This is a genomic window from Kitasatospora sp. NPDC033851 (genome assembly GCF_055576085.1).
Window position 1 is genome coordinate 99,689 of sequence record NZ_JBVIRL010000002.1, and the last position, 25,748, is coordinate 125,436.

Genomic DNA, 25,748 nt, shown 5'->3' on the forward strand with positions numbered 1-25,748 from the left:
CCAGATGAGCCAGGCCGCACAGAACCTGAACTGGCTGATCACCAACTTCGTGGACAACACCCCCGGGGTGTCCCACACCGTGGTGGTCTCCGCGGACGGCCTCCTCCTGTGCATGTCCGAGGGCTTCCCCCGGGACCGGGCCGACCAGCTCGCCGCCGTCGCCTCCGGCCTCACCTCCCTCACCTCCGGCGCCAGCCGGATCTTCGAGGGCGGCGAGGTCAACCAGACCGTGGTCGAGATGGAACGGGGCTTCCTGTTCCTCATGGCCGTCAGCGACGGCTCCGCCCTCGCCGTCCTCGCCGCCCCCGACTCCGACATCGGCCTCGTCGGCTACGAGATGGCCCTGCTCGTCGACCGCGCCGGCGCCGTCCTCACCCCCGCACTTCGCGCGGAACTCCAGGGCAGTCTCCTGCACTGACCGGAACCCGTGCGGATCCACCCACCCGTCCCACCTCCCCGCCGGGTCCGACCCGACCGGACCCGGCGTCTCACTCTCAGCTACCCTCAGGCAGCTGATCCCGCCTCAGCTGGCACCGCCCCAGCTGGAACCGGCTGCTCAAGGCTGCAGCACAAGGAGGACCCATGACCCCGCCCTCGACACCCGCCGGCTCGTACGGCAGCGGGTACGGCAGCGGCTACGGCGGGCAGCAGTCCGACGGCTACGAGCAGCAGCCGCTGGTCCGTCCGTACGCGATGACCGGCGGCCGGACCCGTCCCCGCTACCAGCTCGCCATCGAGGCCCTGATCTCCACCACCGGTTCCGCCGAGCGGACCGGCGGGCTGCTGCCCGAGCACGCCCGGATCGTCAACCTCTGCCGTGAGGTCAAGTCCATCGCGGAGATCTCCGCACTGGCCGGTGTCCCGCTCGGTGTCGCCCGCATTCTCGTCGCCGACCTCGCGGAGGCCGGTCTCGTCGCCATCCACCAGCCCGCCGCCGCGGGCGAGTCGGGCGGAACGCCCGATGTCACGCTGCTCGAAAGGGTCCTCAGTGGACTTCGCAAGCTCTAACGGACCCGCCCGTGCCACGACGTCGGCGAAGATCGTCGTCGCGGGCGGCTTCGGTGTCGGCAAGACCACGCTCGTCGGCGCCGTCTCCGAGATCAACCCCCTGCGCACCGAAGCCGTCATGACCTCGGCCTCCGCCGGCATCGACGACCTCAGCCACGTCTCCGGCAAGACGACCACCACCGTCGCCATGGACTTCGGCCGCATCACCCTCGACGAGGACCTCATCCTCTACCTGTTCGGCACCCCCGGACAGGACCGCTTCTGGTTCATGTGGGACGACCTCGTCCGCGGCGCCATCGGCGCCGTCGTCCTCGTCGACACCCGCCGCCTCGCCGACTGCTTCCCCGCCCTCGACTACTTCGAGAACAGCGGACTGCCGTTCGTCGTCGCCCTCAACGGCTTCGACGGACACCAGCCCCACACCGCCGACGAGGTCCGCGAAGCCCTCCAGCTGGGCCCCGACACCCCCGTCATCACGCTCGACGCCCGCCGCCGCGACAGCGCCAAGAGCGCCCTCATCACCCTCGTCGAACACGCCCTGCTCGCCCGCCTCCGCTGAGCGAGCGGGACCGGGCCCGGGTGGCCCGCCGGACTCCGTACGAAGTCCGGCGGGCCACCGGCGGGTCGCAGGCCGACTACTCGGTGGGCTCCAGCCCGGCGCGGATCAGGCCGTAGGTGTACGCGTCCTCCAGCGCCAGCCAGGAGGCGGCGACCACGTTGTCGGCGACGCCGACGGTGGACCAGGTGGACGTGCCGTCGGTGGACTCGATCAGCACCCGGGTCTTGGACCCGGTGCCGTGCTGGCCCTCCAGGATGCGGACCTTGTAGTCCACCAGCTCGAAGGTGGCCAGCGGCGGGTAGATCCCCTCCAGCGCGGTGCGCAGCGCCTGGTCCAGCGCGTTCACCGGGCCGTTGCCCTCGCCGACGGCGATCCGGCGCTCGCCCTTGGCCCAGAGCTTGACGGTCGCCTCGTTGCCGGAGACCCCGTTCGGGCCCTGCTCGCTGATGGTCCGCCAGGACTCGAGGGTGTAGAAGCGGTCCCGGCTGCCGCGCACCTCGTCGCGCAGCAGCAGCTCGAAGGAGGCGTCGGCGGACTCGTAGGTGTAGCCGAGGTTCTCCTGCTCCTTCACCTTGGCCACCACCCGGCCGGCCAGGTCCCGGTCGGTGGACAGGTCGTAGCCGAGCTCCTTGCCCTTGAGCTCGACGGAGGCCCGGCCGGCCATGTCGGAGACCAGCATCCGCATGGAGTTGCCGACCCGCTCGGGGTCGATGTGCTGGTACAGGTCCGGGTCGATCTTGATCGCGGAGGCGTGCAGGCCCGCCTTGTGGGCGAAGGCCGAGTAGCCGACGTACGGCTGGTGGGTGGAGGGGGCCAGGTTGACCAGCTCGGCGATCGCGTGCGAGATGCGCGTCATCTCGGCCAGCCGGCCCTCGGGCAGCACCCGGCGGTCGTGCTTGATCTCCAGCGCGCCGACCACCGGGAACAGGTTGGCGTTGCCGACCCGCTCGCCGTAGCCGTTGGCGGTGCACTGGACGTGGGTCGCGCCGGCGTCCACCGCGGCCAGGGTGTTGGCGACCGCGCAGCCGGTGTCGTCCTGGGCGTGGATGCCGAGCCGGGCGCCGGGCCGGTAGGTGTCGCAGTACGCGCGGACGTCGGTGACGATCTCCCGGACGTCGGCCGGCAGCATCCCGCCGTTGGTGTCGCACAGCACCACCACGTCCGCCCCGGCCTCGTGCGCGGCCCGGACCACGGCGAGGGCGTACCCGCGGTTCGCCCGGTAGCCGTCGAAGAAGTGCTCGCAGTCGATGAACACCCGGCGGCCCTGGGAGCGCAGGAACTCGACGCTGTCCCGGACCATCTCCAGGTTCTCGTCCAGGGTGGTGCGCAGCGCCAGCTCCACGTGCCGGTCGTGGGACTTGGCGACCAGGGTGACCACGGGGGCGCCGGAGCCGACCAGCGCGGCCAGCTGCGGGTCGTCCGCGGCCCGGCCGCCGGCCCGGCGGGTGGCGCCGAAGGCGACCAACTGCGCGTGCTCCAGCTCCAGCTCGGCGGCGGCGCGGGCGAAGAACTCGGTGTCGCGCGGGTTGGCCCCGGGCCAGCCCCCCTCGATGAAGCCGACCCCGAACTCGTCCAGGTGCCGGGCGATGGCCAGCTTGTCCGCCACCGTCAGGTTGATGCCCTCGCGCTGGGCGCCGTCGCGCAGCGTGGTGTCGAACACGTGGAAACTGTCGTCGGTACGGCTGACCTCGGTCATGACCCCTGGTTCTCCGTTCGGGGAGGCTCGTACTGCTCTGGCCGGATTTCTGGTCCCGGCTCCACTGTCCAGGATCTCGCGCGCGGCCCGGTCTCCCCGAGCCCTTCGTGGGGGCTCTCGGCCGGTCCGGGTGGCTTCGCTCGGTGGGGCGGCGCCCAGGGTGTGGGGCGGGCCGCGCCGCAAAGCAAAAGACCCCTCGCGGGTGCGAGAGGTCTGCGCGCGGGTCTGGACGCTCGTGGTCGCTCCGCATCGGGTCCTGCGGAAGCGGTCACTGCGGACCGGCGCGCCTGCTGCCGATAATCAGCGAAAGCGAGGACACATCGGCAGTCTGGCACAGCGCCCGGGATCCGGCCCACCCGTCTCGCGATGCGGAACGTGGCAGGCCGGAGCCGGTGTGCGCGTTCCGGAATCAGACGATCTTGTGCAGCCAGCCGTGGGTGTCGGGGGTCTGGCCGCCCTGGATCGACAGCAGCGCCTTGCGCAGCTCCATGGTGACGGGGCCGGGCTCGCCGGTGCCGACGGTCCAGTCGGCGGCGGCGGACTTCACCGAGCCGACCGGGGTGATGACGGCGGCGGTGCCGCAGGCGAAGACCTCGGTGAGGGTGCCGTCGGCGTTGCTCTGCTGCCACTCGTCGGTGGAGATCTTCCGCTCCTCGACGGCGTAGCCGAGGTCGCCGGCGAGCCGGAGCAGCGAGTCACGGGTGATGCCGGGCAGCAGGGCGCCGGACAGCTCCGGGGTGACGATCTTCGCGTCCTTGCCCTCGCCGAAGACGAAGTACAGGTTCATGCCGCCCATCTCCTCGACCCACCGGTGCTCGGCGGCGTCGAGCCAGACCACCTGGTCGCAGCCCTTCTCGGCGGCCTGCGCCTGGGCGACCAGCGAAGCGGCGTAGTTGCCCGCGCACTTGGCGGCGCCGGTGCCACCGGGCGCGGCCCGGACGTACTCCTTGGAGAGCCAGACCGAGACCGGCTTGATGCCGCCCTGGAAGTAGGCGCCGGCCGGCGAGGCGATGATCATGAAGAGGTAGGAGTTGGCCGGGCGGACACCCAGGCCGACCTCGGTGGCGAACATGAACGGACGCAGGTAGAGGCTCTGCTCCGGCTCGTTCGGGACCCACTCCTGCTCCTGCTGGACCAGCAGCTCCACGGCCTCGACGAAGGTCTCGACCGGCAGCTCGGGCATCGCCAGACGGCGGGCCGAGGCCTGGAAGCGGGCGGCGTTGGCCTCCGGACGGAAGGTGGCGATGGAGCCGTCGGCCTGGCGGTAGGCCTTCAGGCCCTCGAAGATCGCCTGGCCGTAGTGCAGGGTCATGTTCGCCGGGTCGATCTCCAGCGGCGCGTACGGCGCCAGCTGGGCGTCGTGCCAGCCCAGGCCCTCGGTCCAGCGGATGGTGACCATGTGGTCGGTGAAGACCCGGCCGAAGCCGGGGTTGGCCAGCCGGGCCTCGCGCTCCGCTGCGGGCAGCGGGTGGGCGGAGGGCTTGAGGTCGAACGTGATGGGCGCCTGGGTGGGCGTGCTCATGGCTGTTTCCTTCACCGTGGGGTTGGTCCGGGCCGCCACCGCCGCAGGGACGTTTCAGCGATCGAACGCCGGAACGGACGCACAGCGACACGGCCCACTGTCGATACTCGCATCCAGAGGGCCGTGCCGAACAGCTGCCCGCTCCTTTGAGAGCTGCAAGCTGCGGTTATGCGGTCCGGCCCACCTGGCCGGAAACCTTGTCGGATCCGGCCCGTCGGCCGGAAGTCCGCTCCTGGATCCGGCCCGTCAGCCGGCGGATACTCGGCCGGCGAGCGCGTCGCCGACCTCGGAGGTGCTGCGGGTGCCGGAGCGCTCGGCCAGGTCCGCCGCGACGACGGCCTCGACCTTGGCGGCCTCGGCGGCGAAGCCGAGGTGCTCCAGCAGCATGGCGACCGACAGCACGGTGGCGGTCGGGTCGGCCTTGCCCTGGCCGGCGATGTCCGGCGCCGAGCCGTGCACCGGCTCGAACATCGACGGGAACTCGCCGCTCGGGTTGATGTTGCCGCTCGCGGCCAGGCCGATCCCGCCGGTGACGGCGGCGGCCAGGTCGGTCAGGATGTCGCCGAACAGGTTGTCGGTGACGATCACGTCGAAGCGCTCGGGCTGGGTGACGAAGAAGATCGTCGCCGCGTCGACGTGCAGGTAGTCGGTGGTGACCTCGGGGAACTCCTTGCCGACCTCGGCGAAGATCCGCGTCCACAGGTGCCCGGCGTGCACCAGCACGTTGTTCTTGTGCACCAGGGTGAGCTTCTTGCGCGGCCGCGCCTGGGCCCGGCGGTAGGCGTCGCGCACCACGCGCTCGATGCCGTACGCGGTGTTCAGGCTGACCTCGGTGGCCACCTCCTGCGGCGTCCCGGTGCGCAGCGAGCCGCCGTTGCCGACGTACGGGCCCTCGGTGCCCTCGCGGACGACCACGAAGTCGATGTCGGGCGCGCCGGCCAGCGGGGACGTCACCCCGGGGAAGAGGCGACCCGGACGCAGGTTGATGTGGTGGTCGAAGGCGAAGCGCAGCTTGAGCAGCAGCCCGCGCTCCAGCACCCCCGACGGCACACTCGGGTCGCCGATGGCACCCAGCAGGATCGCGTCGTGCGACTTCAGTTCCGCCAGCACGTCGTCCGGCAGCGTCTCCCCCGTCCGGTGGTAGCGCCGGGCCCCGAGGTCGTACTCGGTGGTCTCCAGCTTCACATCGGCGGGAAGCACGGCGCCCAGGACCTTGAGGCCTTCGGCCACCACTTCCTGGCCGATGCCGTCACCCGGGACAACTGCGAGACGAATGGTGCGAGACATGCTCGGACCCTACTCCGGCGTCCCAGGAGCTGACACCTGGCGTCCACCATCCGGACGGGTCAGGTCGGCACGGGTCAGGTCGGGGCGGGTCGGCTCAGGTCAGCTCAGGTCAGGTCGATCTCGACCGGGAACGGCTGATCGACCTTCAGCTGCTTGTGGTGGATGCCGGTCAGACCGTAGGCCCTGGTGGCCGGGTCCAGCTCGTACACGTAGACGATCGGGCGGCCCTCGTCGTCACCCTCCACCCGCCAGAAGTGCAGGATGCCGGCCGCAGCGTACTTCCGGGGTTTGGTGTCACGATCCCGCTCCTGCGACTCCTGGGACACCACCTCCACGGCCAGCAGCACGTCCTCCGCTTCGCACATCGTCTGCCTCGGCCCGGTATCGCCCCGCTCGTCGACCACGATGAGGTCGGGCTCGGGCCGGTCGCGCCGGTTCAGCTTGACCGTCATCTCCCGCCACACCTCCCACCCCGCCGGGACAGCGCCCTCCAGCGCCCGTTCCAACCTGCGCAACGTCCGCATGTGGAACTTCGTCTGTGCGCTCATGAAGATCAGGCTCCCGTCGAGCAGCTCGGTGTGCGGCGGGAGATCAGGCAGCCGGTCCAGGTCCTCGGCGACGTAGCCGCTGACAGGAGGCCGGATCCAGTCGGGGTACGGCGCGACGCTCACGGTTCCTCCCATACGGGCATCCTGACGGCCCTCTCAGGCTACTCGGCCAAGCCTTCCCGGACGCCACTCCTTTGAAGGAGCGCGTACGTCGGATCCCGCGCCGGGGGCGCGCTTAGGGTGGCGAAGTCCGGGGTCACTGGCAGAACGGGGCGCGTGGGTGAGGGGCGAGCGGCGGCGGGAGGTGCTGGTCTGCGGGGGCGCGGCCGGGCTGGCGATGGCCGGGTACGCGCTGGCGGCCGGACTGCGCGGGCGGTGGCCCGCCGGGGCGGAGGCGGTCGCGGTGCCGTACCACGCCCACCTGTGGGACCTGCTGCACGGGGAGACCCCCGGGGACCTGCTGTTCAACTGGAACAGCGGGTACGGCGTCCCGTTCCTGGCCGACTTCTTCGCCTACCTGATGAACCCGTTCTCCTGGCTCACCGCGCTCCTCCCCCGCGACCGGGGCGAACTCGCCGTCCTCCTGGTCACCCTCGCCACCATCGGCCTCGGCACCGCCCTGATGGCCCACCTGCTCGGCCGCCTCCACCCCGGCCCGCACCGGCTGCGGGTGCTCGCCGCCGTCGGGTACGGGCTGTGCGCCTGGGTGCTGGACGTCGGCGGGGCCGCGCCGATGTGGCTCTGGGGCCTGGTCTCGCTGCCGCTGCTCGGCCTCGCCGCCGACTGGTGCCTGCACGAGCGGCGCTGGGTGGCCGGCGCCCTCTGCGTCGCCCTGGCCTGGGCCGGCAACCTGTACACCGCCGCGCTGGCCACCCTGGCGGCCGGACTCCTCTTCGCCGTCCGGCTGGCCGCCACCTCGAGGCCGTTCCGGCAGCGGGTCCGGGCGACCGGCCGGGCCGTCACCATGGCCACGGCCGGGGTGCTGCTCGCCTCCCCGGTGCTGTTCGTCGCGGTCCTGGCCGCGCGGGGCGCCCAGCCCGAGTCCCCGGTCCAGCCGCTCGGCCCGTCCGGCCTCGGCGGCCACCTCGCCCAGCTGCTGCCCGCCACCCACGGCGGACGGGCACTGCCGGACGTGGCGATCGGCCTGTTCGGGCTGCTGCTGGTGTGCGGGCTGCCGTTCAACCGGCGGGTGCGGCCGCGCGAGCGGGCGGCCTGGTGCGCGGCGCTGGTGCTGGTGGTGCTCGGCTTCTTCTGGACCCCGACCGTCCTGGTCTGGCACGGTCTGGCGATCCCGGCCGGCGGCCCGTACCGGGTCGCCTTCGTGCTCAGCGGGCTGCTGGTGCTGGCCGGCTGGGTGTCGCTGGCGCACCGGCCGGACCCGCTCACCCTGCTGGGCGGCGCCGCCGTGGTCACGGTGATCGCCGCGCTGGCGGCTACCCGACAGTCGGTCCGCCCGGCCACCTGGGTGCTGCTGACCGTCGGCGGCACCGTCCTGCTCGCCGCGCTGTGGATCCTGGACCGCCGGCACCCCGACCGCCGGGCGAACACCCTCGCCACCTGGGTGATCGGCGGCGCGGTGCTCGGCAACGCCGTCTGGTCCGGGTACGCGGCGCTCGGCGCGGCCCCCTCCGACAGCGTCCCCCCGGCGGCGGTGCGGGCCGGGCACGCGGCGGTCCGCACCGCCGACGACTGGCCGCACGGCCGCAGCGACCCCGGCCCGCACACCTTCACCACCAACGACCCGCTGCTGCTGGGCGGCCAGGGCGGCGGCTACTTCAGCGGCTACCTGCCGACCGTCACCGCCCTGCTGCTGCACGACCTCGGCGCGGGCTGGACGGCCGGCGGGCGGCAGACCGCGAGCGTCACCGACCCGGTCGGGCAGGCGCTGTTCGCTGTCCACGCCCACCTGGACGACGGTCCGCCACCGTACGGCTTCGCCCCCGGCCGGGCTGCCGCACCGCCGCTGGTCACCGTTTTGGCGCCGACCGCCCGGCCGGACACCTCCTCGGTCTGGTCCCGACAGGAGTCGCTGCTCGGCAGCCAGGTGTACGACGCCCCGCTGCCCGTCCCGGCCGGCGGCCCGGCGCCCACCCTGCACGGCACCAGCGGCTGGTCGGTGCCGCCCGGCGACGAGGGCACCGTCCTCACCGCCGCCTGCACACCCGGCTCGACGGCGTTCTTCCAGGGCGTCTGGTACCGGGGCACGGTCAGCGGCCTCGGCACCAGCTACCGCAGCGACGGCGAGCAGCCCACCACGGCCGTGGCGATCCACCGGCTGGGGACCGTCCCGGCGGACGGGGTGGTCCGGGTGACGCTGCGGTCCGACACCGTCAGCCAGGTCCCCGCCCGCCCGATCGGCTGCCTGCGCACCGGCGCCCTGGACGCCGCCGTCGCCCGCCTCACCGCCACCGGCGCCACCCGCGTCGACGCCGACGGGCACACCCTCTCGGCCGCCCTCCCGGCGGGCTCCACCGGCACCGCGCTGCTCTCCGTCCCCGCCACCGAGGGCTGGACCTGCGCCGTCGACGGCGGCCGCTACGCCGCCCCCACCCCGGTCCTGGGCATGATCGGCGTCCCCCTCGGCCCCGGTGCCTCCCGGATCGCCTGCTCCTTCCGCCCGCCCGGCCTCACCGACGGCCTCACCGTCACCTCCGCCACCGCCGCCGCCCTCGCCCTGGTCGCCGTCTTCGCCCGCCTCACCCGCCGCCCCACCCGCACCCCCCGCCGGGACCGCCGCGCCGCCCAGGCGGCCCCGAACCCCGAGGAGGCCCCGAACGCGTAGGGGCGGCCTGCCGTGGTCGGCGGGCCGCCCCTGCGGTCGGGTGCCGGGGGTCAGGGCAGGGTCAGCACCTGGGCCCGCCGCTCGCCCGGGTTGAGGTGGTGCAGCAGCAGGAGCCGGGAGCTGTCGCCCGGCGTGCGGTGCACGTCGAGGACGGTGCCCGGGCCCACGGGGGCGAGCACCGCAGGGGGGCCGATGAGGCCGGCCCGGGCGGCGAGGGCCGGGTGCAGGACGTCCAGCGGGACGACCGGTCGGGTGCCGCGCAGGCCGATGGCGGCGTAGGCCTCGGCCGGGTCCGGTGTACCGGAGGCGGCGACGCCGGTCCAGACGCCGTAGTGGACGGTGCTGTGGCCGGGGCCGACGCCGGGCAGGGCGCCCAGTCGGACGGGCAGGACGAGCACGTCGCTGTCCAGCAGCGCGGTGTCGGTGTCGCCCCAGCGGGCGTTCAGCGGCTGGACGTCGAGCTCGGCTCCGGTGCGGGCGTCGAGGGCGCGGGAGACCAGGACATCGCTGCCGCGCAGCCGGTCGGCCTTGAGGATGACGTCGGTGCTGCCGTCCCCGTCGGTGTCCAGCCCGACCCGCACGCCGTACAGCCCGACCGGGGTGGCCGCAGGGGCCCACAACTGCGCTCCCACGTACAGCAGTTCGTGGTCGACGGCGGCGCCGACCGCTCGCAGGTTCGCGGACCGTTCGCCGGGGTGCTCGACGCAGACGTCCTGCGCGGGGCCGGTCTCCTCCCCCGCGTCCTCGGGCCGGATGCCCGCGCCCGGCCCGACGGCGGCGCCGCTGCCGGGCGGGCAGTCGGCCCAGCGCGCTCCTTCGCCGCCGAGGGCGAGGGCGGTGACCAGTCCGGGCGTGGCGCCGGGCGCGGCGCTGCCGCCGACCGTGACAAGGGTGCCGTCCCGGGCGGTCCGGACGGTGGCCGTCGCCGCGAGGTCGCTCGCGGGCCGTGGGGCGGCGAGCACCGGGATCCGCAGCCGGGGCAGGGTGTCGTTCGCGAGCGGCGTCAGCAGCACCCGTCCCGAGAGCTCGCCCCGGTAGCTGCGGGCCCTGCCGCCCTGCACGGTGTCGATGGTGGGGTCGGGCGCGCGGCCCAGCTCCCCGGGGACGGAGAGCGTCACCCGTACCCGTGCGGTGCCGCCCGCGGGGACGTCGACCCGGGCCGGGGCCACCTCGAAGGAGGCGCCGGGCAGTTCGGTGGCCGCCGCGTAGCCGGTGCGGTAACTCAGCGGCGAGTCCGCGTGGTTGCGGACCTCGATGTCACGTACGAGCGCCGTCGGCCCGCCGACCTCGACCGGCCCGAAGGAGATTCCGACGCCGCCCTCCTCGGTGCCCTCGCCCGCCGAGTAGGCGACGACGGGCGTGCGGACCGCCCGGTCCGCCTGGACCCGGCCGGCCCCGGTGCGCTCGGGCCCGTAGACCGGCCCGCTGTGGTCGTCGCCGAGGTAGGTGTCCGTGGCGGTGTTCATCAGCGCGGCTTTGAGCTGCTCGACCGGCCAGTCCGGGTGCGCGGCACGGACCAACGCGGCGAGCCCGGCGACGTGCGGGGCGGCCATGGAGGTGCCGTTCTCGCGCTGGCCGCCGGTGCCGCTGCCGACCAGGGCGGACCAGATGGTCTCGCCGGGGGCCGCCAGGTCGGGCTTGACCACGCCGGGCACGCCGATGCCGCGGGAGGTGAAGTCGGTGAGGGTGTCGGCCCGGGCGGGCTGGTTCTGCACGACGGAGCCGTGCAGCGGGTTGGCGGGGGCGGCGAGCCGGACCCGGACCGGCCCGGCGGCCGCGGCCTGCCGCAGCCGCTCGCCGTCGGCGTGGGCCAGCAGGACGGCCGGGATGCGGTCGTTGCCCGCGATCTCGGCGAGGTGGTCGGTGTCGGCGGCGTACAGCGCGCCGATCGCTCCGGCGTCGGCGGCGTGGTCGGCGCGCGGGCCGGAGTTGCACGGCCGGTCGGCCTCGCTGGTCTTCCAGGCGAGTAGGGCGATCTTCCCGGCCAGCCGCTGCCGGTCGGCTTCGCTGAAGGCGGTGCAGCCGTCCGACTGGTCGGCGGGCAGGGCGAGTTCGCCGCTGACGTCGGCGGTGGCCCAGCCCCGGTAGCGCTCGCTCCAGTGCGCCGGGACGACTCCGGCCGTGGCGGCGGGGTCGAGCACGGTGATGCCGTCCACGTCGGCGTGCCCGTGGACGGAGGCGGCGACGGTGATCGCCCGGGCGGCGGTGCCGGGGCTGCCGCCGATGCCGTACACGTCGCCCTCGTTGCCCGCGGCCGCGACCACGGCGGTGCCCAGCGCGGCGAGCCGGTCGACGGCCAGCGCGTCGGTGTCGTCGGTGCTGCCGAAGCGGCTGCCGAGCGAGAGGTTGACGACGTCCAGCCGGTCGCCCAGGTCGCCGTCGCCGTCCGGGTCGGCGGCCAGGTCGAGGGCTTGGGCGAGGCGGTCGGTGGAGCCGTCGCAGCCGAACACCCGGATCGCGTACAGCTGGGCGCCGGGGGCGGCGCCGGGGCCGACCTTGAACGAGGCCGGGTCGAGCCCGGGGCCGTACGGACCGGCGTAGGGCCGGCCGTCGGCGGTGACGCCGTACCCGGCCGCGGTGCCGGCGACGTGGGTGCCGTGCCCGTTGCGCACGCAGTCGATCGGGTTGTCGCTGGGGTGCGGCACGGGCTGGTGGTGCGGGGAGGCCGGGTCGGGGTCGTAGTCGTCGCCGACCAGGTCCTTGCCGCCGACCACCTTGGCGTTGGGGAAGAGCGCGGGCGGCGCGGGCTTGCCGCGCTCGACCGAGCGGAACGCCTCCTCGGTGCCGGGGCCGCCGAAGTCCGCGTGGGTGTAGTCGATGCCGCTGTCGATGATGCCGATCCGCACGCCCTGCCCGGTGTTGCCGGCGGGCGCGGAGTCACCGGCCCAGACCTGCGGGGCGCCGGTCAGCGGGACGGAGTAGGCGTTGTCGCGCCGCTTGTTGACGATCGGGTGGACGGCCCCGACGCCGGGCAGCGCCCGCAGCGCGGGCAGCCGGTCGGCGGGCGCACTGACGGCGAGGCCGGTGAGCAGGGTGCGGGTGCGGTAGAGCTCGCGGGCGGCGGGCGCCGCCCGGTGGACGGCCCCGGCGAGCCGGTCGAGCGCGTCCCCGGCCCGGCCCCGCTGAGCGGCGCCGGCCTGCGCGGCCTCCCGGCGGACGGCCTCCGGGGAGCGCCGCTCCCGCCGGGCCCCGTCGGCGGCGCGCCGCCAGGCGGGGCCGGCCGCCTCGGTGGTGAGTTCGAGCAGGACGGAGGCCGTTCGGCCGACCCCCGGCGGCCCGGCGGCTGGCGGTCCCGCGGTCGGTTGGCCGCCGGCCGCCGGGGTGGCGGCGAGGACGGCGCTCCCGGCCAGCAGGGCCAGGGTGAGGCCGATCCGGGCGACGGGTCGGTGGACGGGTGGCAGACGCACTGGGCCCTCTCCCCCGGCCGGGGGACTGATCCGCACCGCGTGCCGCTGACGCCCGCCCGCGCGGACGTCGATCACCCTTCCGGGGGCCCCAAATTAGGATGATCGCGCCAGCCCGGGCGAGCAACGTCCCTCGAACGGGCCGGGGTTGCACCCGACGGGGTGACACACCGTCAATCCGTTCGGCCCAGTAGGCCGATGAACGCCACCCGCGGTGCCGCTCAGAGGTGGCCGGTCGCACCGCCGTTGTCACGGCGGTCCAGCGAGCGCTGCAGGGCGGCGGCCGCGAAGGTGTTCCGCTCGGCGGACCGGCGGCGGCGCGGGGCGCGGACGGAGGTGGCGGCGGGGGCGGGAGTGGCGTGGCGGTCGGCGGTGGAGGGCATACCGGGCTCCTTGGAAGCGGCGCGCTGGAGGACGCGACAAGAGGGTGGAGACGGAGGTGCCGCACGGCGTCCCAAGAGGGGTGGCGGCAGGTGGCGGGAGGGAACGCGCGGGAGCAGGGATCGCCTGCCCGTGAGGGCGCACGCGCACACGGGCCGCGGGCCCTGGCTACAGGGGCGGCACACCGTATGGCTCTTCCACGGTAAGGCCCCGCCCCGGCCGTGTCTGCACGAATACTTGGATTTCCTAGTATCTGAGACGGGACCCACCCGGGAGAACGCAGCAGGGCCCGGACCACCGTACGAACGGCGGTCCGGGCCCTGCTCGGGCCGGAAGGATCAGCCCAGGTCGACCGAGCGCGCGAAGCGGGCGCCGATCTCGGCGGCGATCACCGACAGCACCTCCTGCGGGATCTCGCTGTCCACGGTGATGGAGGCCAGCGCGCCGCCGCCGTCGCGGGCGACCTGCATGCCGGCGATGTTGATGCCGGCGTCGCCGAGGTGGCGGCCGAGCACGCCGACCACGCCGGGGCGGTCCTCGTACTTGAAGAAGGCCATGTGGTCGGTGAGCGCCACGTCCACGTCGAAGGCGTCCACGCCGACGATCTTCTGGGTCTGCTTGGGGCCGGCCAGCGTGCCGGAGATGGCGATCTCCTCGCCGTTCCCGAGCGTGCCGCGCACGGTGATCACGTTGCGGTGCTCGGGGCTCTCGCTGGAGGTGGTCAGGCGGACCTCGACACCGCGCTCCTGGGCGAACAGCGGGGCGTTGACGTAGGACACCGTCTCCGCCACCACGTCCTCGAACACGCCCTTCAGCGCGGACAGTTCGAGCACCTTCACGTCGTGCTGGGTGATCTCGCCGCGGACCTCGACGTCGAGCCGGACGGCCACCTCGCCGGCCAGCGCGGTGAAGATCCGGCCGAGCTTCTCGGCCAGCGGCAGGCCCGGGCGGACGTCCTCGGCGATCACGCCGCCCTGGACGTTCACCGCGTCCGGTACGAGCTCGCCGGCCAGCGCGAGGCGCACCGACCGGGCGACCGCGATGCCGGCCTTCTCCTGCGCCTCGTCGGTGGAGGCGCCCAGGTGCGGGGTGGCGACCACGTTGTCGAAGCCGAACAGCGGGGAGTCGGTGCACGGCTCCTTGGCGTACACGTCCAGGCCCGCGCCGGCCACCCGGCCGTCGCGCAGGGCGCTCGCGAGCGCCTCCTCGTCCACGATGCCACCGCGGGCGGCGTTCACGATGCGCACGGTCGGCTTGACCTTGTGCAGCGCCTCGTCGCCGATCAGGCCGATGGTCTCGGGGGTCTTGGGGAGGTGGACGGTGATGAAGTCCGAGGCCTCGAGCAGCTCCTCGAGGGTGACCAGCTTGACGCCCATCTGCGCGGCGCGGGCGGCCTGGATGTAGGGGTCGTACGCGACGATCTTCATCCCGAACGCGGACATCCGCTGGGCGACCAGGACGCCGATCCGGCCGAGGCCGACGACACCGAGGGTCTTCTCGCTGAGCTCGACGCCGGTGTACTTGTTGCGCTTCCACTCGCCCTGCTTGAGCGCGGCGTTGGCCGGCGCGATGTTGCGGGCGACGGAGATCAGCAGGCCGCAGGCGAGTTCGGCGGCGGTGACGATGTTGGAGGTCGGCGCGTTGACGACCATCACACCGGCCTTGGTGGCGGCGGCGACGTCCACGTTGTCCAGGCCGACGCCGGCGCGGGCGACCACCTTGAGCTTGCGGGCGACGGCCAGCGCCTCGGCGTCCACCTTGGTGGCGGAGCGGATCAGGATCGCGTCGACGTCGGCGATCGCGGTGAGCAGCTCGGTGCGGTCGGCGCCGTTGCAGTGGCGGATCTCGAAGTCGGGACCGAGGGCGTCGACGGTGGCGGGCGACAGCTCTTCGGCGATCAGAACGACGGCGGTCTTGGATGTCACAGTGCTCACGACAGTGTGTCCTTAACTCTGCGGTTCCCCCGGCACGAAGGTGGCGTGGAAGGGCGGGGGAAGGTGGCATGCCGCGTAGGTAGACGCACGACGCTGTGGGCCTGACGCGCACTCGGAGTGTATCGACGGGCTGGGTGCCAGGCTGCTCCCGTCCGGCGAAATCACCCGGACGAGAGCAGCCTACTTGTACAAGGAAGTTACGAGATCGGGCCGCCGGAACGACCCGGAAATGCTCAGGCCTTGTCGTCGACCCAGCTCATCAGCGAGCGCAGCTTCTTGCCGGTGGTCTCCAGCAGGTGGCCCTCGTCGGCCTTCTTGTACTCGTGGTACTTGGGCAGGCCCGCCTTGTACTCGGCGATCCAGGTGTTGGCGAAGGTGCCGTCCTGGATCTCGGCGAGGACCTTCTTCATCTCGGCCTTGGTGGCGTCGGTGATGATCCGCGGGCCGGTGACGTAGTCGCCCCACTCGGCGGTCTCGGAGACCGACCAGCGCATCTTCTCCAGGCCGCCCTCGTACATCAGGTCGACGATGAGCTTCAGCTCGTGCATGCACTCGAAGTAGGCGATCTCCGGCTGGTAGCCGGCCTCGACCAGGGTCTCGAACCCGGCCTTCACCAGGGCGGCGGTGCCACCGCAGAGGACGGCCTGCTCACCGAACAGGTCGGTCTCGGTCTCCTCGGTGAAGGTGGTCTTGATGACGCCGGCCTTGGTGGCGCCCAGGCCCTTGGCGTACGACAGCGCCAGGGCGAAGGCCTTGCCCGAGGCGTCCTGCTCGACGGCGACGATCGCCGGGACGCCGCGGCCCTCCTCGTACTGGCGGCGGACCAGGTGGCCCGGGCCCTTCGGGGCGACCATGCAGACGTCGACGTCCGCCGGGGGCTTGATGAAGCCGTAGCGGATGTTCAGGCCGTGGCCGAAGAACAGGGCGTCGCCGGCCTTCAGGTGCGGGGCGATGTCCGCCGCGTAGACGTCGGCCTGGATCGGGTCCGGGACCAGGATCATGATGACGTCGGCCTCGGCCGCCGCCTCGGCCGGGGTGACGACGCGCAGGCCGGCCTCCTCCGCCTTGGCGCGGGACTTGGACTCCGGCTTCAGGCCGACCCGGACGTCCGCGCCGGAGTCGCGCAGGGACAGCGCGTGGGCGTGGCCCTGGCTGCCGTAGCCGATGACCGCGACCTTGCGGCCCTGGATGATGGACAGGTCGGCGTCGTCTTCGTAGAACAGCTCGGCCACGGGGGCACATCTCCTTGCGTGATGGGTGCCGGGTACGCGGTGCCTACCGTATTCGCACCCGGCGGGGGTATGAGTCTTTGCTCGAGGGGTGCCGCGCGTCGGCGCGCCGTCGGAAGGACGGTGGCGGGCGACGGGCGGGTGGGACGCGCGGGTTACGCGCTGCGGTCCAGGGCGCGCAGCGACCGGTCCGTGATCGAACGGGCGCCGCGGCCGATCGCGACCAGGCCGGACTGGACCAACTCCTTGATGCCGTAAGGCTCCAGCATCCGGAGCATGGCCTCCAGCTTGTCCGAACTGCCGGTGGCCTCGATGGTCACCGCGTCGGGCGACACGTCGACGGTCTTGGCACGGAACAGCTGGACGATCTCGACGATCTGCGACCGGGTCTCGTTGTCGGCGCGGACCTTCACCAGGACCAGTTCCCGCTGGATCGCAGCGGCCTGGTCGAGTTCGACGATCTTTATCACGTTCACGAGCTTGTTGAGCTGCTTGGTGACCTGTTCCAGCGGGAGGTCCTCGACGTTGACCACGATCGTCATCCGGGACACGTCCGGGTGCTCGGTCGGGCCGACGGCGAGGGAGTCGATGTTGAAGCCCCGACGGGAGAACAGCGAGGCGATGCGGGCGAGCACGCCGGGCTTGTTCTCGACCAGGACGGAGAGGGTGTGCTTGGACATGTGGTTCCTCAGTCGCTCTGGATGGGGGCGGTTCAGTCGTCGTCGCCGAAGTCGGGACGGACGCCCTTGGCGAACTGGATCTCGTCGTTGCTGGTCCCGGCCGCGACCATCGGCCAGACCATGGCGTCCTGGTGGACGATGAAGTCGATGACGACCGGGCGGTCGTTGATCTCCATCGCCTGCTTGATGACGGCGTCGAGGTCCTCGGGGCGCTCGCAGCGCAGGCCCACGCAGCCCATCGCCTCGGACAGCAGGACGAAGTCGGGGATCCGGGTGCCCTGGGCCGGCGGCTCGATGCCGTCGTGGCCCGGGCCGGCGTGCAGCACGGTGTTGGAGTAGCGCTGGTTGTAGAACAGCGTCTGCCACTGCCGGACCATGCCCAGCGAGCCGTTGTTGATGACCGCGACCTTGATCGGGATGTCGTTCAGGGCGCAGGTGACCAGTTCCTGGTTGGTCATCTGGAAGCAGCCGTCGCCGTCGATGGCCCAGACCGGGGTCTGCGGGCGGCCGGCCTTGGCGCCCATCGCCGCGGGGACGGCGTAGCCCATGGTCCCGGCACCGCCGGAGTTGAGCCAGGTGCCGGGCTTCTCGAAGCGGATGAACTGCGAGCTCCACATCTGGTGCTGGCCCACGCCCGCCGCGTAGATCGCCTCGGGGCCGACCAGCTTCCCGATCCGCTCGATGACCTGCTGCGGCGAGAGCTCGCCGCTCGGGGCCGGCTCGTAGCCGATCGGGTAGGTCGTCTTCCACTCGTCGAGCTTCTCCCACCACTCGGCGTAGTCGCCCTTGTGGCCGGCGTCGAACTCGGCCTGGACGGCGACGATCAGGTCGGCGAGCACCTCGCGGGCGTCGCCGACGATCGGCACGTCGGCCGGGCGGTTCTTGCCGATCTCGGCCGGGTCGATGTCGGCGTGGACGACCTTGGCGTACGGGGCGAAGCCGTCCAGCTTGCCGGTGACGCGGTCGTCGAAGCGGGCGCCGAGGGTGAACAGCAGGTCGGACTTCTGCAGGGCGGTGACGGCCGGGACGGAGCCGTGCATGCCGGGCATGCCCAGGTGCTGCGGGTGGCTGTCCGGGAAGGCGCCGAGCGCCATCAGGGTGGTGACCACCGGGGCGCCGGTCAGCTCGGCGAGGATCCGCAGCTCGGCGGTGGCCTGCGCCTTGATGACGCCGCCGCCGACGTAGAGCACCGGGCGCTTCGCGCCGACCAGCAGCTTCGCGGCCTCGCGGATCTGCTTGGCGTGCGGCTTGGTGACCGGGCGGTAGCCGGGCAGGGCGGTCTCGACCGGCCAGCGGAACGTGGTGGTCGCCTGCAGCGCGTCCTTGGCGATGTCGACCAGGACCGGGCCGGGGCGGCCGGTGGCGGCGATGTGGAACGCCTCGGCGATCACCCGGGGGATCTCGGCGGGGTCGGTGACCAGGTAGTTGTGCTTGGTGATCGGCATCGTGATGCCGCAGATGTCCGCCTCCTGGAAGGCGTCGGTGCCGATCGCCTTGGAGGAGACCTGGCCGGTGATGGCGACGATCGGCACGGAGTCCATGTAGGCGTCGGCGATCGGGGTGACCAGGTTGGTCGCGCCCGGGCCGGAGGTGGCCATGCAGACCCCGACCCGGCCGGTGGCCTGGGCGTATCCGGTGGCGGCGTGGCCGGCGCCCTGCTCGTGGCGGACCAGGATGTGGCGCACCTTGGCGGAGTCCATCAGCGGGTCGTACGCGGGAAGGATGGCCCCGCCCGGAATGCCGAAGACGGTGTCCGCGCCTACGGCCTCCAGCGAGCGGATGAGCGACTGGGCGCCGGTCATGGTCTCGACGACGTGCTGGGGAGCGTTGGCGGCCGGGTTGTCCCCGCGGCGGGGGGATGCGGCGTGCTCGGTCATCTGCCTGTCTCTTCTCGGGTTTTGCCGACCCGGCTGCGGGCCCCGGTGCTGCGAGGTGGGGTCCCGGTCCGGGTCGATCGCCGGCTCTGCCTCAATCGTCCCGCTCATTCCGACGAGTCGGAGGTTCTCGGGGGGTCGAGGCCAGGGGTCTTGCGGGGTGGAACAGCGTCAGTGCAACAAAAAACCCCTCGTGCCCAAGGGCATGCGAGGGGTGGCGCGTCGGTCTGTCACGAGCAGGGCGAGCGAGCCCTGTCAGCCGACGCGCCCGCCAAGTACGAGAATTCGGGTGCGCATGGCAACGACCATCCTCCCGTCCAGGGTGGCGTGTCAAGCAGGTGGGATGACCGTCTCGCCATGCGGACCACCTGCCGGACCAGTAGTGGCCCGGTGTTCGGGCAGGTCAGCGCCCCCGTGGTGACGTACGACACGTCCCGGCGCGGAGTCCGGGCGGCCACTCGTCCGGGTGTCGGCGGCCGGGTATCCGCGCCGGGCGGAGAGCGGGCCGAGCGGCTTCGGCAGCGGGTAGCCGCGGCGGGCCAGCGCGCGGCGCAGCCGGGGTTCGTCCAGCGTCGGCGCGAAGGCCGAGCCCTGGGCCTGCCCGCAGGCCAGCTCCTGCAGCACGGCGACCTGGCGGGGCAGGTCCACCCCCTCGGCGGCGGTGGCCATCCCGAGGTCGCGGCCGAGCCGCAGGGCGTGCCCGGCGAGCGTGCGGGCGAGCGAGGACTCGCCGAGGTCCTGGACCAGGGTGCGGTCCAGCTTGAGGCCGTCCAGGGGCAGCCGGGCGAGGGCGCCGAGCGAGCCGCTGCCGGCGCCGTAGCCGGCCAGCCAGGTGGAGACGCCGAGCCGGCGCAGCGCGGCCAGCCGGCGGCCGAGTTCGTCGGCGAGCGAGTCCGGTCCCATCCGGGCCACCTCGATCACCAGCTCGCCGGCCGGCAGGCCGCTGTCGCGCAGCGCGGCGGCCACCGTCTCGTACAGCCCGGGCGAGCAGAGCCGCTCGGCGGAGAGCCGGACAGCCACCGGGACGGGTTCCGGTACGCCTCGGCCGCGGCCCAGGCCGCGCCGGGCGGCGGCCGCGGTGACCGCCTCGTGGACCAGCCAGCGGGAGAACCGGGTGGACGCGTCGCCGTGCTCGGTGGAGCGCAGGAACTCGGCCGGGGTGAGCAGCAGGCCGCCCGCCGAGCGCCAGCGGGCCTGCGCCTCGACACCGGCCACGGTGCCGTCGGCGAGGTCCACCACGGGCTGGTGGAGCAGGGTGAAGCCGCCCTCCCGGACGGCCAGTCTCAGCCGTTCCTCCAGCTCGGTGCGGCGCTCCAGGTCGGCCCGCATCGCGGGGGTGTAGAGCACCACGCGGCCCTTGCCCTCGGACTTGGCCCGGTACATCGCGAGGTCGGCGTTGCGCATCAGTTCGTCGGCGGCGGCTCTGGGGTCGCCGGCCGGGCCGCGCTCGGGGGTGCCGAAGGAGATGCCGATGCTCGCGGCGACGCCGAGTTCGGCACCGCCGATCCAGTACGGCTCGGAGAGTGCGACGCGCAGCCGTTCGGCCAGCTCCTGGACCTGGAGGCGGCCGAGCGGGCCGCAGACCAGCGCGGCGAACTCGTCGCCGCCGAACCGGGCCACGGTGTCCCCGCAGCGGACGGCGCCCTGCAGCCGGCGGGCGGCCTGCACCAGCAGCTCGTCGCCGACCTGGTGCCCGGCGGAGTCGTTGACCGCCTTGAAGCCGTCCAGGTCGAGGAAGAGCACGGCGATCCCGGCGCCCGCCTCGCCCTGCTGGCCGCGGGCGCCGAGGGCGGCCCGCAGGCGCTGGGTGAACAGGGCCCGGTTGGGCAGGTCGGTGAGCGGGTCGTGGAAGGCGTTGTGCTGCAACTGGGCCTGGAGCATGACGCGTTCGGTGACGTCCCGGCTGTTGAGCAGCAGCCCGTCGCGGTGCCGGCTGACCGTGGACTCGACGTGCAGCCACTCGCCGCCGCCGGAGCTGATCCGGCACTCCACCCGGGCGGAGGGTTCGGCGGTGCCGGGGACGCGGTGGGCGGTGAGCCGGACCCGCGCGAGGTAACGGCGGACCTCGGAGAGCACCCGGTCCACGTCCTCGGGGTGGACGAGGTCCAGCAGGTTGCCGCCGACCAGCTCCTCCGGGTCCCGCCCGTACACGCCGAGCGCGGCCGGGGAGACGTAGGAGAGCACGCCGTTGCCCCCGGCGATCATGATGACGTCGCTGGAGCCCTGCACCAGGGAGCGGAAGTGCGCCTCCTTGTGGGCGAGTTCCTGGGCCAGCGACAGGTTGTCGAGCAGCATCACGCCTTGCCTGAGGATCAGCGCCAGCCCGACGGTGCACGCGGCCGCGGCCACCACGCGGTCCAACGCACGCCCGCCGAGGGCGTTGTAGAGGATGCCGGCGGTGCAGACCGCGGCGGCCGCGTACGGGGTGAGCACGCTGAAGGTGGTGGCCACCCGGCGGCGCGGCAGGCCGCCGGCCGAGGGGTGCTCGCGCAGTGGGCGGCGCCAGCGCTGGGACCACGGCGCCCAGGCCAGCAGCAGGCTGCCGGAGAACCAGCCGGCGTCCAGCAGTTCGCCGGAGTGGTAGCTGCTGCGCAGCTCCGGGGAGGTGAACAGGGCGTCGCACAGCACGGTGACGGCGAGCGCCAGCATCGCGGTGTGCACCGCCGCCCGGTTGCCGTCCCGGCCGCCGAAGCGCAGCCCGACCACCAGGCTGACCAGCAGGATGTCCAGCACCGGGTAGGCCAGGTTGAGGGCCAGCCGCAGCGGGGAGCCGTCCTCGCCGGCCGCGATCCGGCCGAGCGCCAGGCTCCAGCTGAGGGTGAACAGCGAGCCGGCGATCAGCCAGCCGTCGAGCAGCAGGCAGAGCCAGCCGGCCGCGGAGCGCGGGCGCTGGGCGAGCACCAGGACGCCGGTGATGGCAAGCGGGGCGAACAGCAGGAAGGCGTACTCGGCGAGCGAGTCCTGGGGCAGCGGGGTGCGCACGACCAGCTCGTACCAGCCCCAGGTGCCGTTGCCGAAGGCGACCATGAGCGAGGAGAGGCCGAACAGCAGCCAGGCCGGGCGGGCGTGCCCGCCGACCGTGCAGCCGTACACCAGGCAGGACAGCGCGGCCGCCAGGGCCGCCGCGGCCAGGCCGAAGTCGCCCATGAAGATGGACAGTCGGCGGGATCCCCAGCCGGCGGCGGCGCCCATGGCGTAGGCCAGGCAGAGTGCGCCCAGGACGAGCCCGGGCAGCGTGCGGCTCTCCAGGAGCCGGCGCAGCGGGCCGCGCCGGGCGGGCGCGGGCATGTCGACGGCGGACGTATCGGCGGGCGGCGCGCCCGGGCGTCCGGCTCCGGGCAACACCGTATCGGTGGAGCTCACTCGGCCTCTCCCCCTCCGGCCCGGGGCCTCGCGCCCCGGCCACGGGCCACCGGACGCGCACCTCTCGGCCGTACGCGGTGACCTGGCGCCCCGTCAGGACGGTGGCCCAGGGGGTGGGCGGCCTGCCGGTCGCCGCACCGCACCGATGCTCCCAAAATGGACCCTACACCAAATCCGTCACTCAATGACACACACACTCAACTTAGAGTAATGGCGCAAGGGTGGGGAAATGCCCTCGATTCCGACGGATCGGCCCGGTTGGCGGCGGCGCGCGGGCGGGGGCTCACGCGGCGCGCACGGGATCACACGGGAGCACACGGCAGCGCCCCGCGGCCGGGACCGGACCGCCCTCGAGCGGTCCGGCCCCGGCGGCGGGGCCGGGTCTCAACGGCCGGACGGTGCCGGATCGTCCGGGAACAGCCGCAACCGGTGTGCCAGCGCGGCTGCCTCGCCCCGGCCGCCGACCGCGAGCTTGCCCAGGATGTTGGAGACGTGCACGCTTGCGGTCTTCGGAGAGATGTACAGCTCCTCGGCGATCTGCCGGTTGGTCCAGCCGCGCGCGAGCAATCGGAGCACGTCCCGCTCACGGGGGGTCAGGTTGAAGGAGTCCCCGACGGACGCGGCCGGAGCCGGCTCCGCCGCCGCCCGCTCGGCGGGGGCCAGGCTCAGCCCGGCCCGCTCGGCGAGGCCCGCGATCTGCGCCCCCAGCGTCCGGTCGTCCCGTACGGCCGCCAGTTCGGCCGCCTCGCGCAGCAGTTCGGCCCCGGCCTCGCGCCGCCCGGCCAGCACCTCGGCCTCGGCGGCCCGCAGCAGGGCGAGCGCCAGCGGGAACGGCAGGCCGGTCGGCCGCAGCGCCTCGAGCGCGGCGCCCCACAGCGCGGGGGTGTCGGCGCCCTCGGCGCGGGCCAGTTCGGCCTCCAGCAGCCGGGCCCAGCCATGGTGCAGCGGCGCCCTGGGCCGCAGCACGGCGGCCGCCTCCCGGATCGCGGCCAGCGCCTCGGCCCGGCCCGCCGCGGCCTGCGGCAGGCCCCGGATGTCCGCCTCCACCCCGGCGGCCTCTGCCAGCAGCGGGTAGACGTCGGACTCGTGGCCGAGCCGTCCGCCCTCCGCCAGCGCGGCGAGCAGTTCGGCCCGGGCTTCCAGCGGTCGGCCGCCGAGCGCGGCGAGCCGCACCGCCAGCCGGCTGATCGGCACGCTGTGCTGGACCTGGCCGACCCGGTTGGCCGACCGGGCCTGCGCCAGCATGGTCGCCGCGGTGGGCAGGTCGCCCTGCAGCAGGGCGAGTTCGCCGCGCATCCGGTCCAGGAACTCGGCGTGGGTACCGCTCAGGCTGGTCAGCTCGCAGGCGGCGAGCACCTCGGCGGCCTCCCCGACCCGCCCGAGGTCGGTCAGCGCCTCGACCAGGTTGCCGGTCAGGATGGTGCCGACGTTGCGCAGCAGGCCGTTGCCGTCCGCGAACTCCAGGCCCTCGCGGGCCAGCCGGACGGCGTCCTCGGCCCGGCCCAGCCCGCGCTGCATGCTGGCCAGGTTGTTGATGCCGCGCAGCAGCAGGTCGGGCACGCCCAGCCGGCGGGCCCGCTCGACCGCCCCGGCGAGCTCGGCCAGCCCGCCCTCGGCGTCGCCGTGCACGTCGTAGCGCAGGCCGCCGAGGGTCATCCGGGCGTGCACCTCGACCGCGTGCGCGCCGACCTGCTCGGCGATCCGGATCGCCCGCTCGGCGAGTTCGAGGTGCTCGGGCCCGGGCTGCTTGAGCATCGCCGAGCCGGCGCCGAGCGCGAGCACCTCGGCCTGCACGGCCGACGGCGGCAGCGGTTCCACCAGCCGCAGCGCGTGGCCGATCTCCGCCTCGTCGCCGGAGCGGCGCAGGCTGCCCAGCATCCGGGCCCGGTTGATCCGGAACCAGGCCGCGCGCACCGGGTGCACCGTCTCGTCGACCAGCCGCACCCCGCGCTTGGCCAGGCTCAGGCCGCGCTCGCGATCGCCGCAGCGCCGGGCCGCGACCACCGCCTCGGCCAGCACGTCCTCCAGCTGGATCCGGTCGCACTCCTCGTCGGCGGCGCTGTGGTCGCAGGAGCCCGGCGGGTAGGTCTCGGCCCAGTCGTAGGGGCGCAGGGTGTGCGCCAGTACCTCCTCGGAGACCATGTCCCACAGCTCCAGGGCCCGTTCCAGCATGCCCAGCTGCTCGGCGAAGGCGTTGCGGCGGCGGGCCGCGCGGGCGGCCTCCAGGGCGGTCGGCAGGGCGCGGGCCGGGTCGTGCGCGTGGTACCAGTAGTTGGCCAGCCGGGCGGGCAGCGCGTCGCAGGAGACCAGTTGCGGCTGGGCCTCCACGGCGAGCGCGAACTTGCGGTTGATCCGGTGGCGTTCGCCGGGCAGCAGGTCGTCCGAAACCGCCTCGCGGACCAGCGCGTGCCGGAACCGGTAGCCCTCGCCCTCGCTGTCCGGACGCAGGATGTTGGCGCCGACGGCCGACCGCAGCGCCTCGATCAGCGCCTCCTCGTCGTCGTCCAGGACGGCGGCCAGCAGGGCGTGTTCGACGTGCGAGCCGCCCTCGGCGGCGATCCGCACCACCCGCTGGGCCTCCTCGTCCAGGCCCTCGACCCGCACCAGCAGGATGTCCCGCAGCGAGTCGGTCAGCCCGGCGCCGCAGCCGTCCTCGAAGGCGGTGGCCAGCTCCTCGACGAAGAAGGGGTTGCCCTCCGAGCGGCGGTGGATCCGGTCCACCAGCTGGCGGTCGGGGGTGGCGGTGCCGAGGATCCCGGCCAGCTGGGCGGCCACCTCGCGGCGGACGAACCGCGCCAACTCCAGCCGCTGGACGGTGCGCAGCCGATCGAGCTCGGCGAGGAAGGGGCGCAGCGGGTGCCGGCGGTGCAGGTCGTCGCTGCGGTAGGTGGCGACCAGCAGCACCCGGGAGCGGTGCAGGGTGCGCACCAGGAAGGCGAGCAGTTCGCGGGTGGAACGGTCGGACCAGTGCAGGTCCTCGACGGCGAGGACGAGGGTACGCTCCGCGCCGAGCCGTTCGAACAGCCTCGCGGTGTGCTCGAACAGCCGGGCCCGGCCGTACTCGTCGTTGGGTTCGCCGTCGGCCTCGCCGAACTCGGAGATCAGGCGGGCGAGATGGCCCTCGCTGCCGGCCGCCGCGGCCTCGAACTCGGCGCCCAGTGAGCGGTGCAGCCGGCGTAGTGCGGCGGCCAGCGGCGCGTAGGGCAGGCCCTCGGCGCCGACCTCCAGACAGCTGCCGAGCGAGGTGACCGCGCCCCGGTCGGCGGCACGCTGCAGGAACTCCTCCAGCAGCCGGGTCTTGCCGACGCCGGCCTCGCCGCCGATCAGCACGGCCTGCGGGCTGCCGGTGCCCGCCCGGCGCAGCGCGTCGGTCAGTTCGGTGATCTCGCTGCCACGGCCGACGAAGACGGGGCTGACCGATATCTGCTGCATGGAGGCGAGCATGCCATAGCCGGTGGGGACCGGCCGAGGGGTTATCTCC

16 protein-coding genes are annotated in these 25,748 nt (G+C 73.7%); 4 read left to right on the plus strand and 12 right to left on the minus strand.

Going from position 1 to position 25,748, the window contains the following annotated elements:
- The first annotated feature begins 4 nt into the window (after positions 1-4).
- The 3 genes from ACZ51D_RS03685 to ACZ51D_RS03695 all read left to right on the plus strand — a co-directional run bounded on the left by ACZ51D_RS03685 (position 5) and on the right by ACZ51D_RS03695 (position 1,567).
- The gene (locus ACZ51D_RS03685; protein ID WP_030248297.1) at positions 5-418 is read left to right on the plus strand and encodes a roadblock/LC7 domain-containing protein; all 414 of its coding nucleotides are present in this window, start codon (positions 5-7) and stop codon (positions 416-418) included.
- Between the two features lie 164 nt (positions 419-582).
- The gene (locus ACZ51D_RS03690; protein ID WP_360510186.1) at positions 583-1,008 is read left to right on the plus strand and encodes a DUF742 domain-containing protein; all 426 of its coding nucleotides are present in this window, start codon (positions 583-585) and stop codon (positions 1,006-1,008) included.
- On the plus strand, positions 989-1,567 hold the full coding sequence (locus tag ACZ51D_RS03695; RefSeq protein ID WP_465661082.1) for a GTP-binding protein: 579 nt from the start codon (positions 989-991) through the stop codon (positions 1,565-1,567). The genes ACZ51D_RS03690 and ACZ51D_RS03695 overlap by 20 nt, the downstream gene beginning before the upstream one ends.
- A 76-nt stretch (positions 1,568-1,643) precedes the next feature.
- On the opposite strand, the gene cimA is transcribed toward ACZ51D_RS03695, so the two are convergent.
- The 4 genes from cimA to ACZ51D_RS03715 form a co-directional block, all read right to left on the minus strand.
- On the minus strand, positions 1,644-3,263 hold the full coding sequence (gene cimA, locus ACZ51D_RS03700; protein ID WP_465617765.1) for a citramalate synthase: 1,620 nt from the start codon (positions 3,261-3,263) through the stop codon (positions 1,644-1,646).
- 409 nt (positions 3,264-3,672) lie between these two features.
- The gene (locus ACZ51D_RS03705; RefSeq protein WP_465661084.1) at positions 3,673-4,785 is read right to left on the minus strand and encodes a branched-chain amino acid aminotransferase; all 1,113 of its coding nucleotides are present in this window, start codon (positions 4,783-4,785) and stop codon (positions 3,673-3,675) included.
- Between the two features lie 246 nt (positions 4,786-5,031).
- Entirely contained in the window at positions 5,032-6,072 is a 1,041-nt protein-coding gene (locus ACZ51D_RS03710; protein ID WP_465617761.1) for a 3-isopropylmalate dehydrogenase, read from the minus strand.
- Positions 6,073-6,176: 104 nt separating this feature from the next.
- Positions 6,177-6,755 carry a Uma2 family endonuclease gene (locus tag ACZ51D_RS03715; RefSeq protein WP_360498794.1) on the minus strand — a complete coding sequence of 193 codons (579 nt, stop codon included), beginning with the start codon at positions 6,753-6,755 and terminating at the stop codon, positions 6,177-6,179.
- A gap of 145 nt (positions 6,756-6,900) precedes the next feature.
- Here ACZ51D_RS03715 and ACZ51D_RS03720 point away from each other — a divergent pair, with 145 nt between their 5' ends.
- Positions 6,901-9,402 (plus strand): YfhO family protein, encoded by a 2,502-nt coding sequence (locus tag ACZ51D_RS03720; protein WP_465661086.1) that lies wholly within the window; start codon positions 6,901-6,903, stop codon positions 9,400-9,402.
- A gap of 50 nt (positions 9,403-9,452) precedes the next feature.
- Here ACZ51D_RS03720 and ACZ51D_RS03725 read toward each other — a convergent pair whose 3' ends face one another.
- The 8 genes from ACZ51D_RS03725 to ACZ51D_RS03760 all read right to left on the minus strand — a co-directional run bounded on the left by ACZ51D_RS03725 (position 9,453) and on the right by ACZ51D_RS03760 (position 25,699).
- Complete coding sequence (locus ACZ51D_RS03725; protein WP_465661088.1) at positions 9,453-12,809, minus strand: S8 family peptidase; 3,357 nt, start codon at positions 12,807-12,809, stop codon at positions 9,453-9,455.
- A 218-nt stretch (positions 12,810-13,027) separates the two neighbouring features.
- On the minus strand, positions 13,028-13,189 hold the full coding sequence (locus ACZ51D_RS03730; protein WP_465617754.1) for a hypothetical protein: 162 nt from the start codon (positions 13,187-13,189) through the stop codon (positions 13,028-13,030).
- Between the two features lie 336 nt (positions 13,190-13,525).
- Positions 13,526-15,112, minus strand: a complete 1,587-nt coding sequence (gene serA / locus ACZ51D_RS03735; RefSeq protein ID WP_396287769.1) for a phosphoglycerate dehydrogenase — start codon at positions 15,110-15,112, stop codon at positions 13,526-13,528.
- 242 nt (positions 15,113-15,354) lie between these two features.
- On the minus strand, positions 15,355-16,353 hold the full coding sequence (gene ilvC, locus ACZ51D_RS03740; RefSeq protein ID WP_360498784.1) for a ketol-acid reductoisomerase: 999 nt from the start codon (positions 16,351-16,353) through the stop codon (positions 15,355-15,357).
- Between the two features lie 152 nt (positions 16,354-16,505).
- Positions 16,506-17,030: an acetolactate synthase small subunit gene (gene ilvN / locus ACZ51D_RS03745; protein WP_238951331.1), complete on the minus strand. Its 525-nt coding sequence runs from the start codon at positions 17,028-17,030 to the stop codon at positions 16,506-16,508.
- Positions 17,031-17,062: 32 nt separating this feature from the next.
- On the minus strand, positions 17,063-18,907 hold the full coding sequence (locus ACZ51D_RS03750) for an acetolactate synthase large subunit (RefSeq protein ID WP_360498782.1): 1,845 nt from the start codon (positions 18,905-18,907) through the stop codon (positions 17,063-17,065).
- Positions 18,908-19,234: 327 nt separating this feature from the next.
- Positions 19,235-22,192, minus strand: a complete 2,958-nt coding sequence (locus ACZ51D_RS03755) for a putative bifunctional diguanylate cyclase/phosphodiesterase (RefSeq protein WP_465661405.1) — start codon at positions 22,190-22,192, stop codon at positions 19,235-19,237.
- 459 nt (positions 22,193-22,651) lie between these two features.
- The gene (locus tag ACZ51D_RS03760) at positions 22,652-25,699 is read right to left on the minus strand and encodes a helix-turn-helix transcriptional regulator (RefSeq protein WP_360498781.1); all 3,048 of its coding nucleotides are present in this window, start codon (positions 25,697-25,699) and stop codon (positions 22,652-22,654) included.
- Between the last annotated feature and the right edge of the window lie 49 nt (positions 25,700-25,748).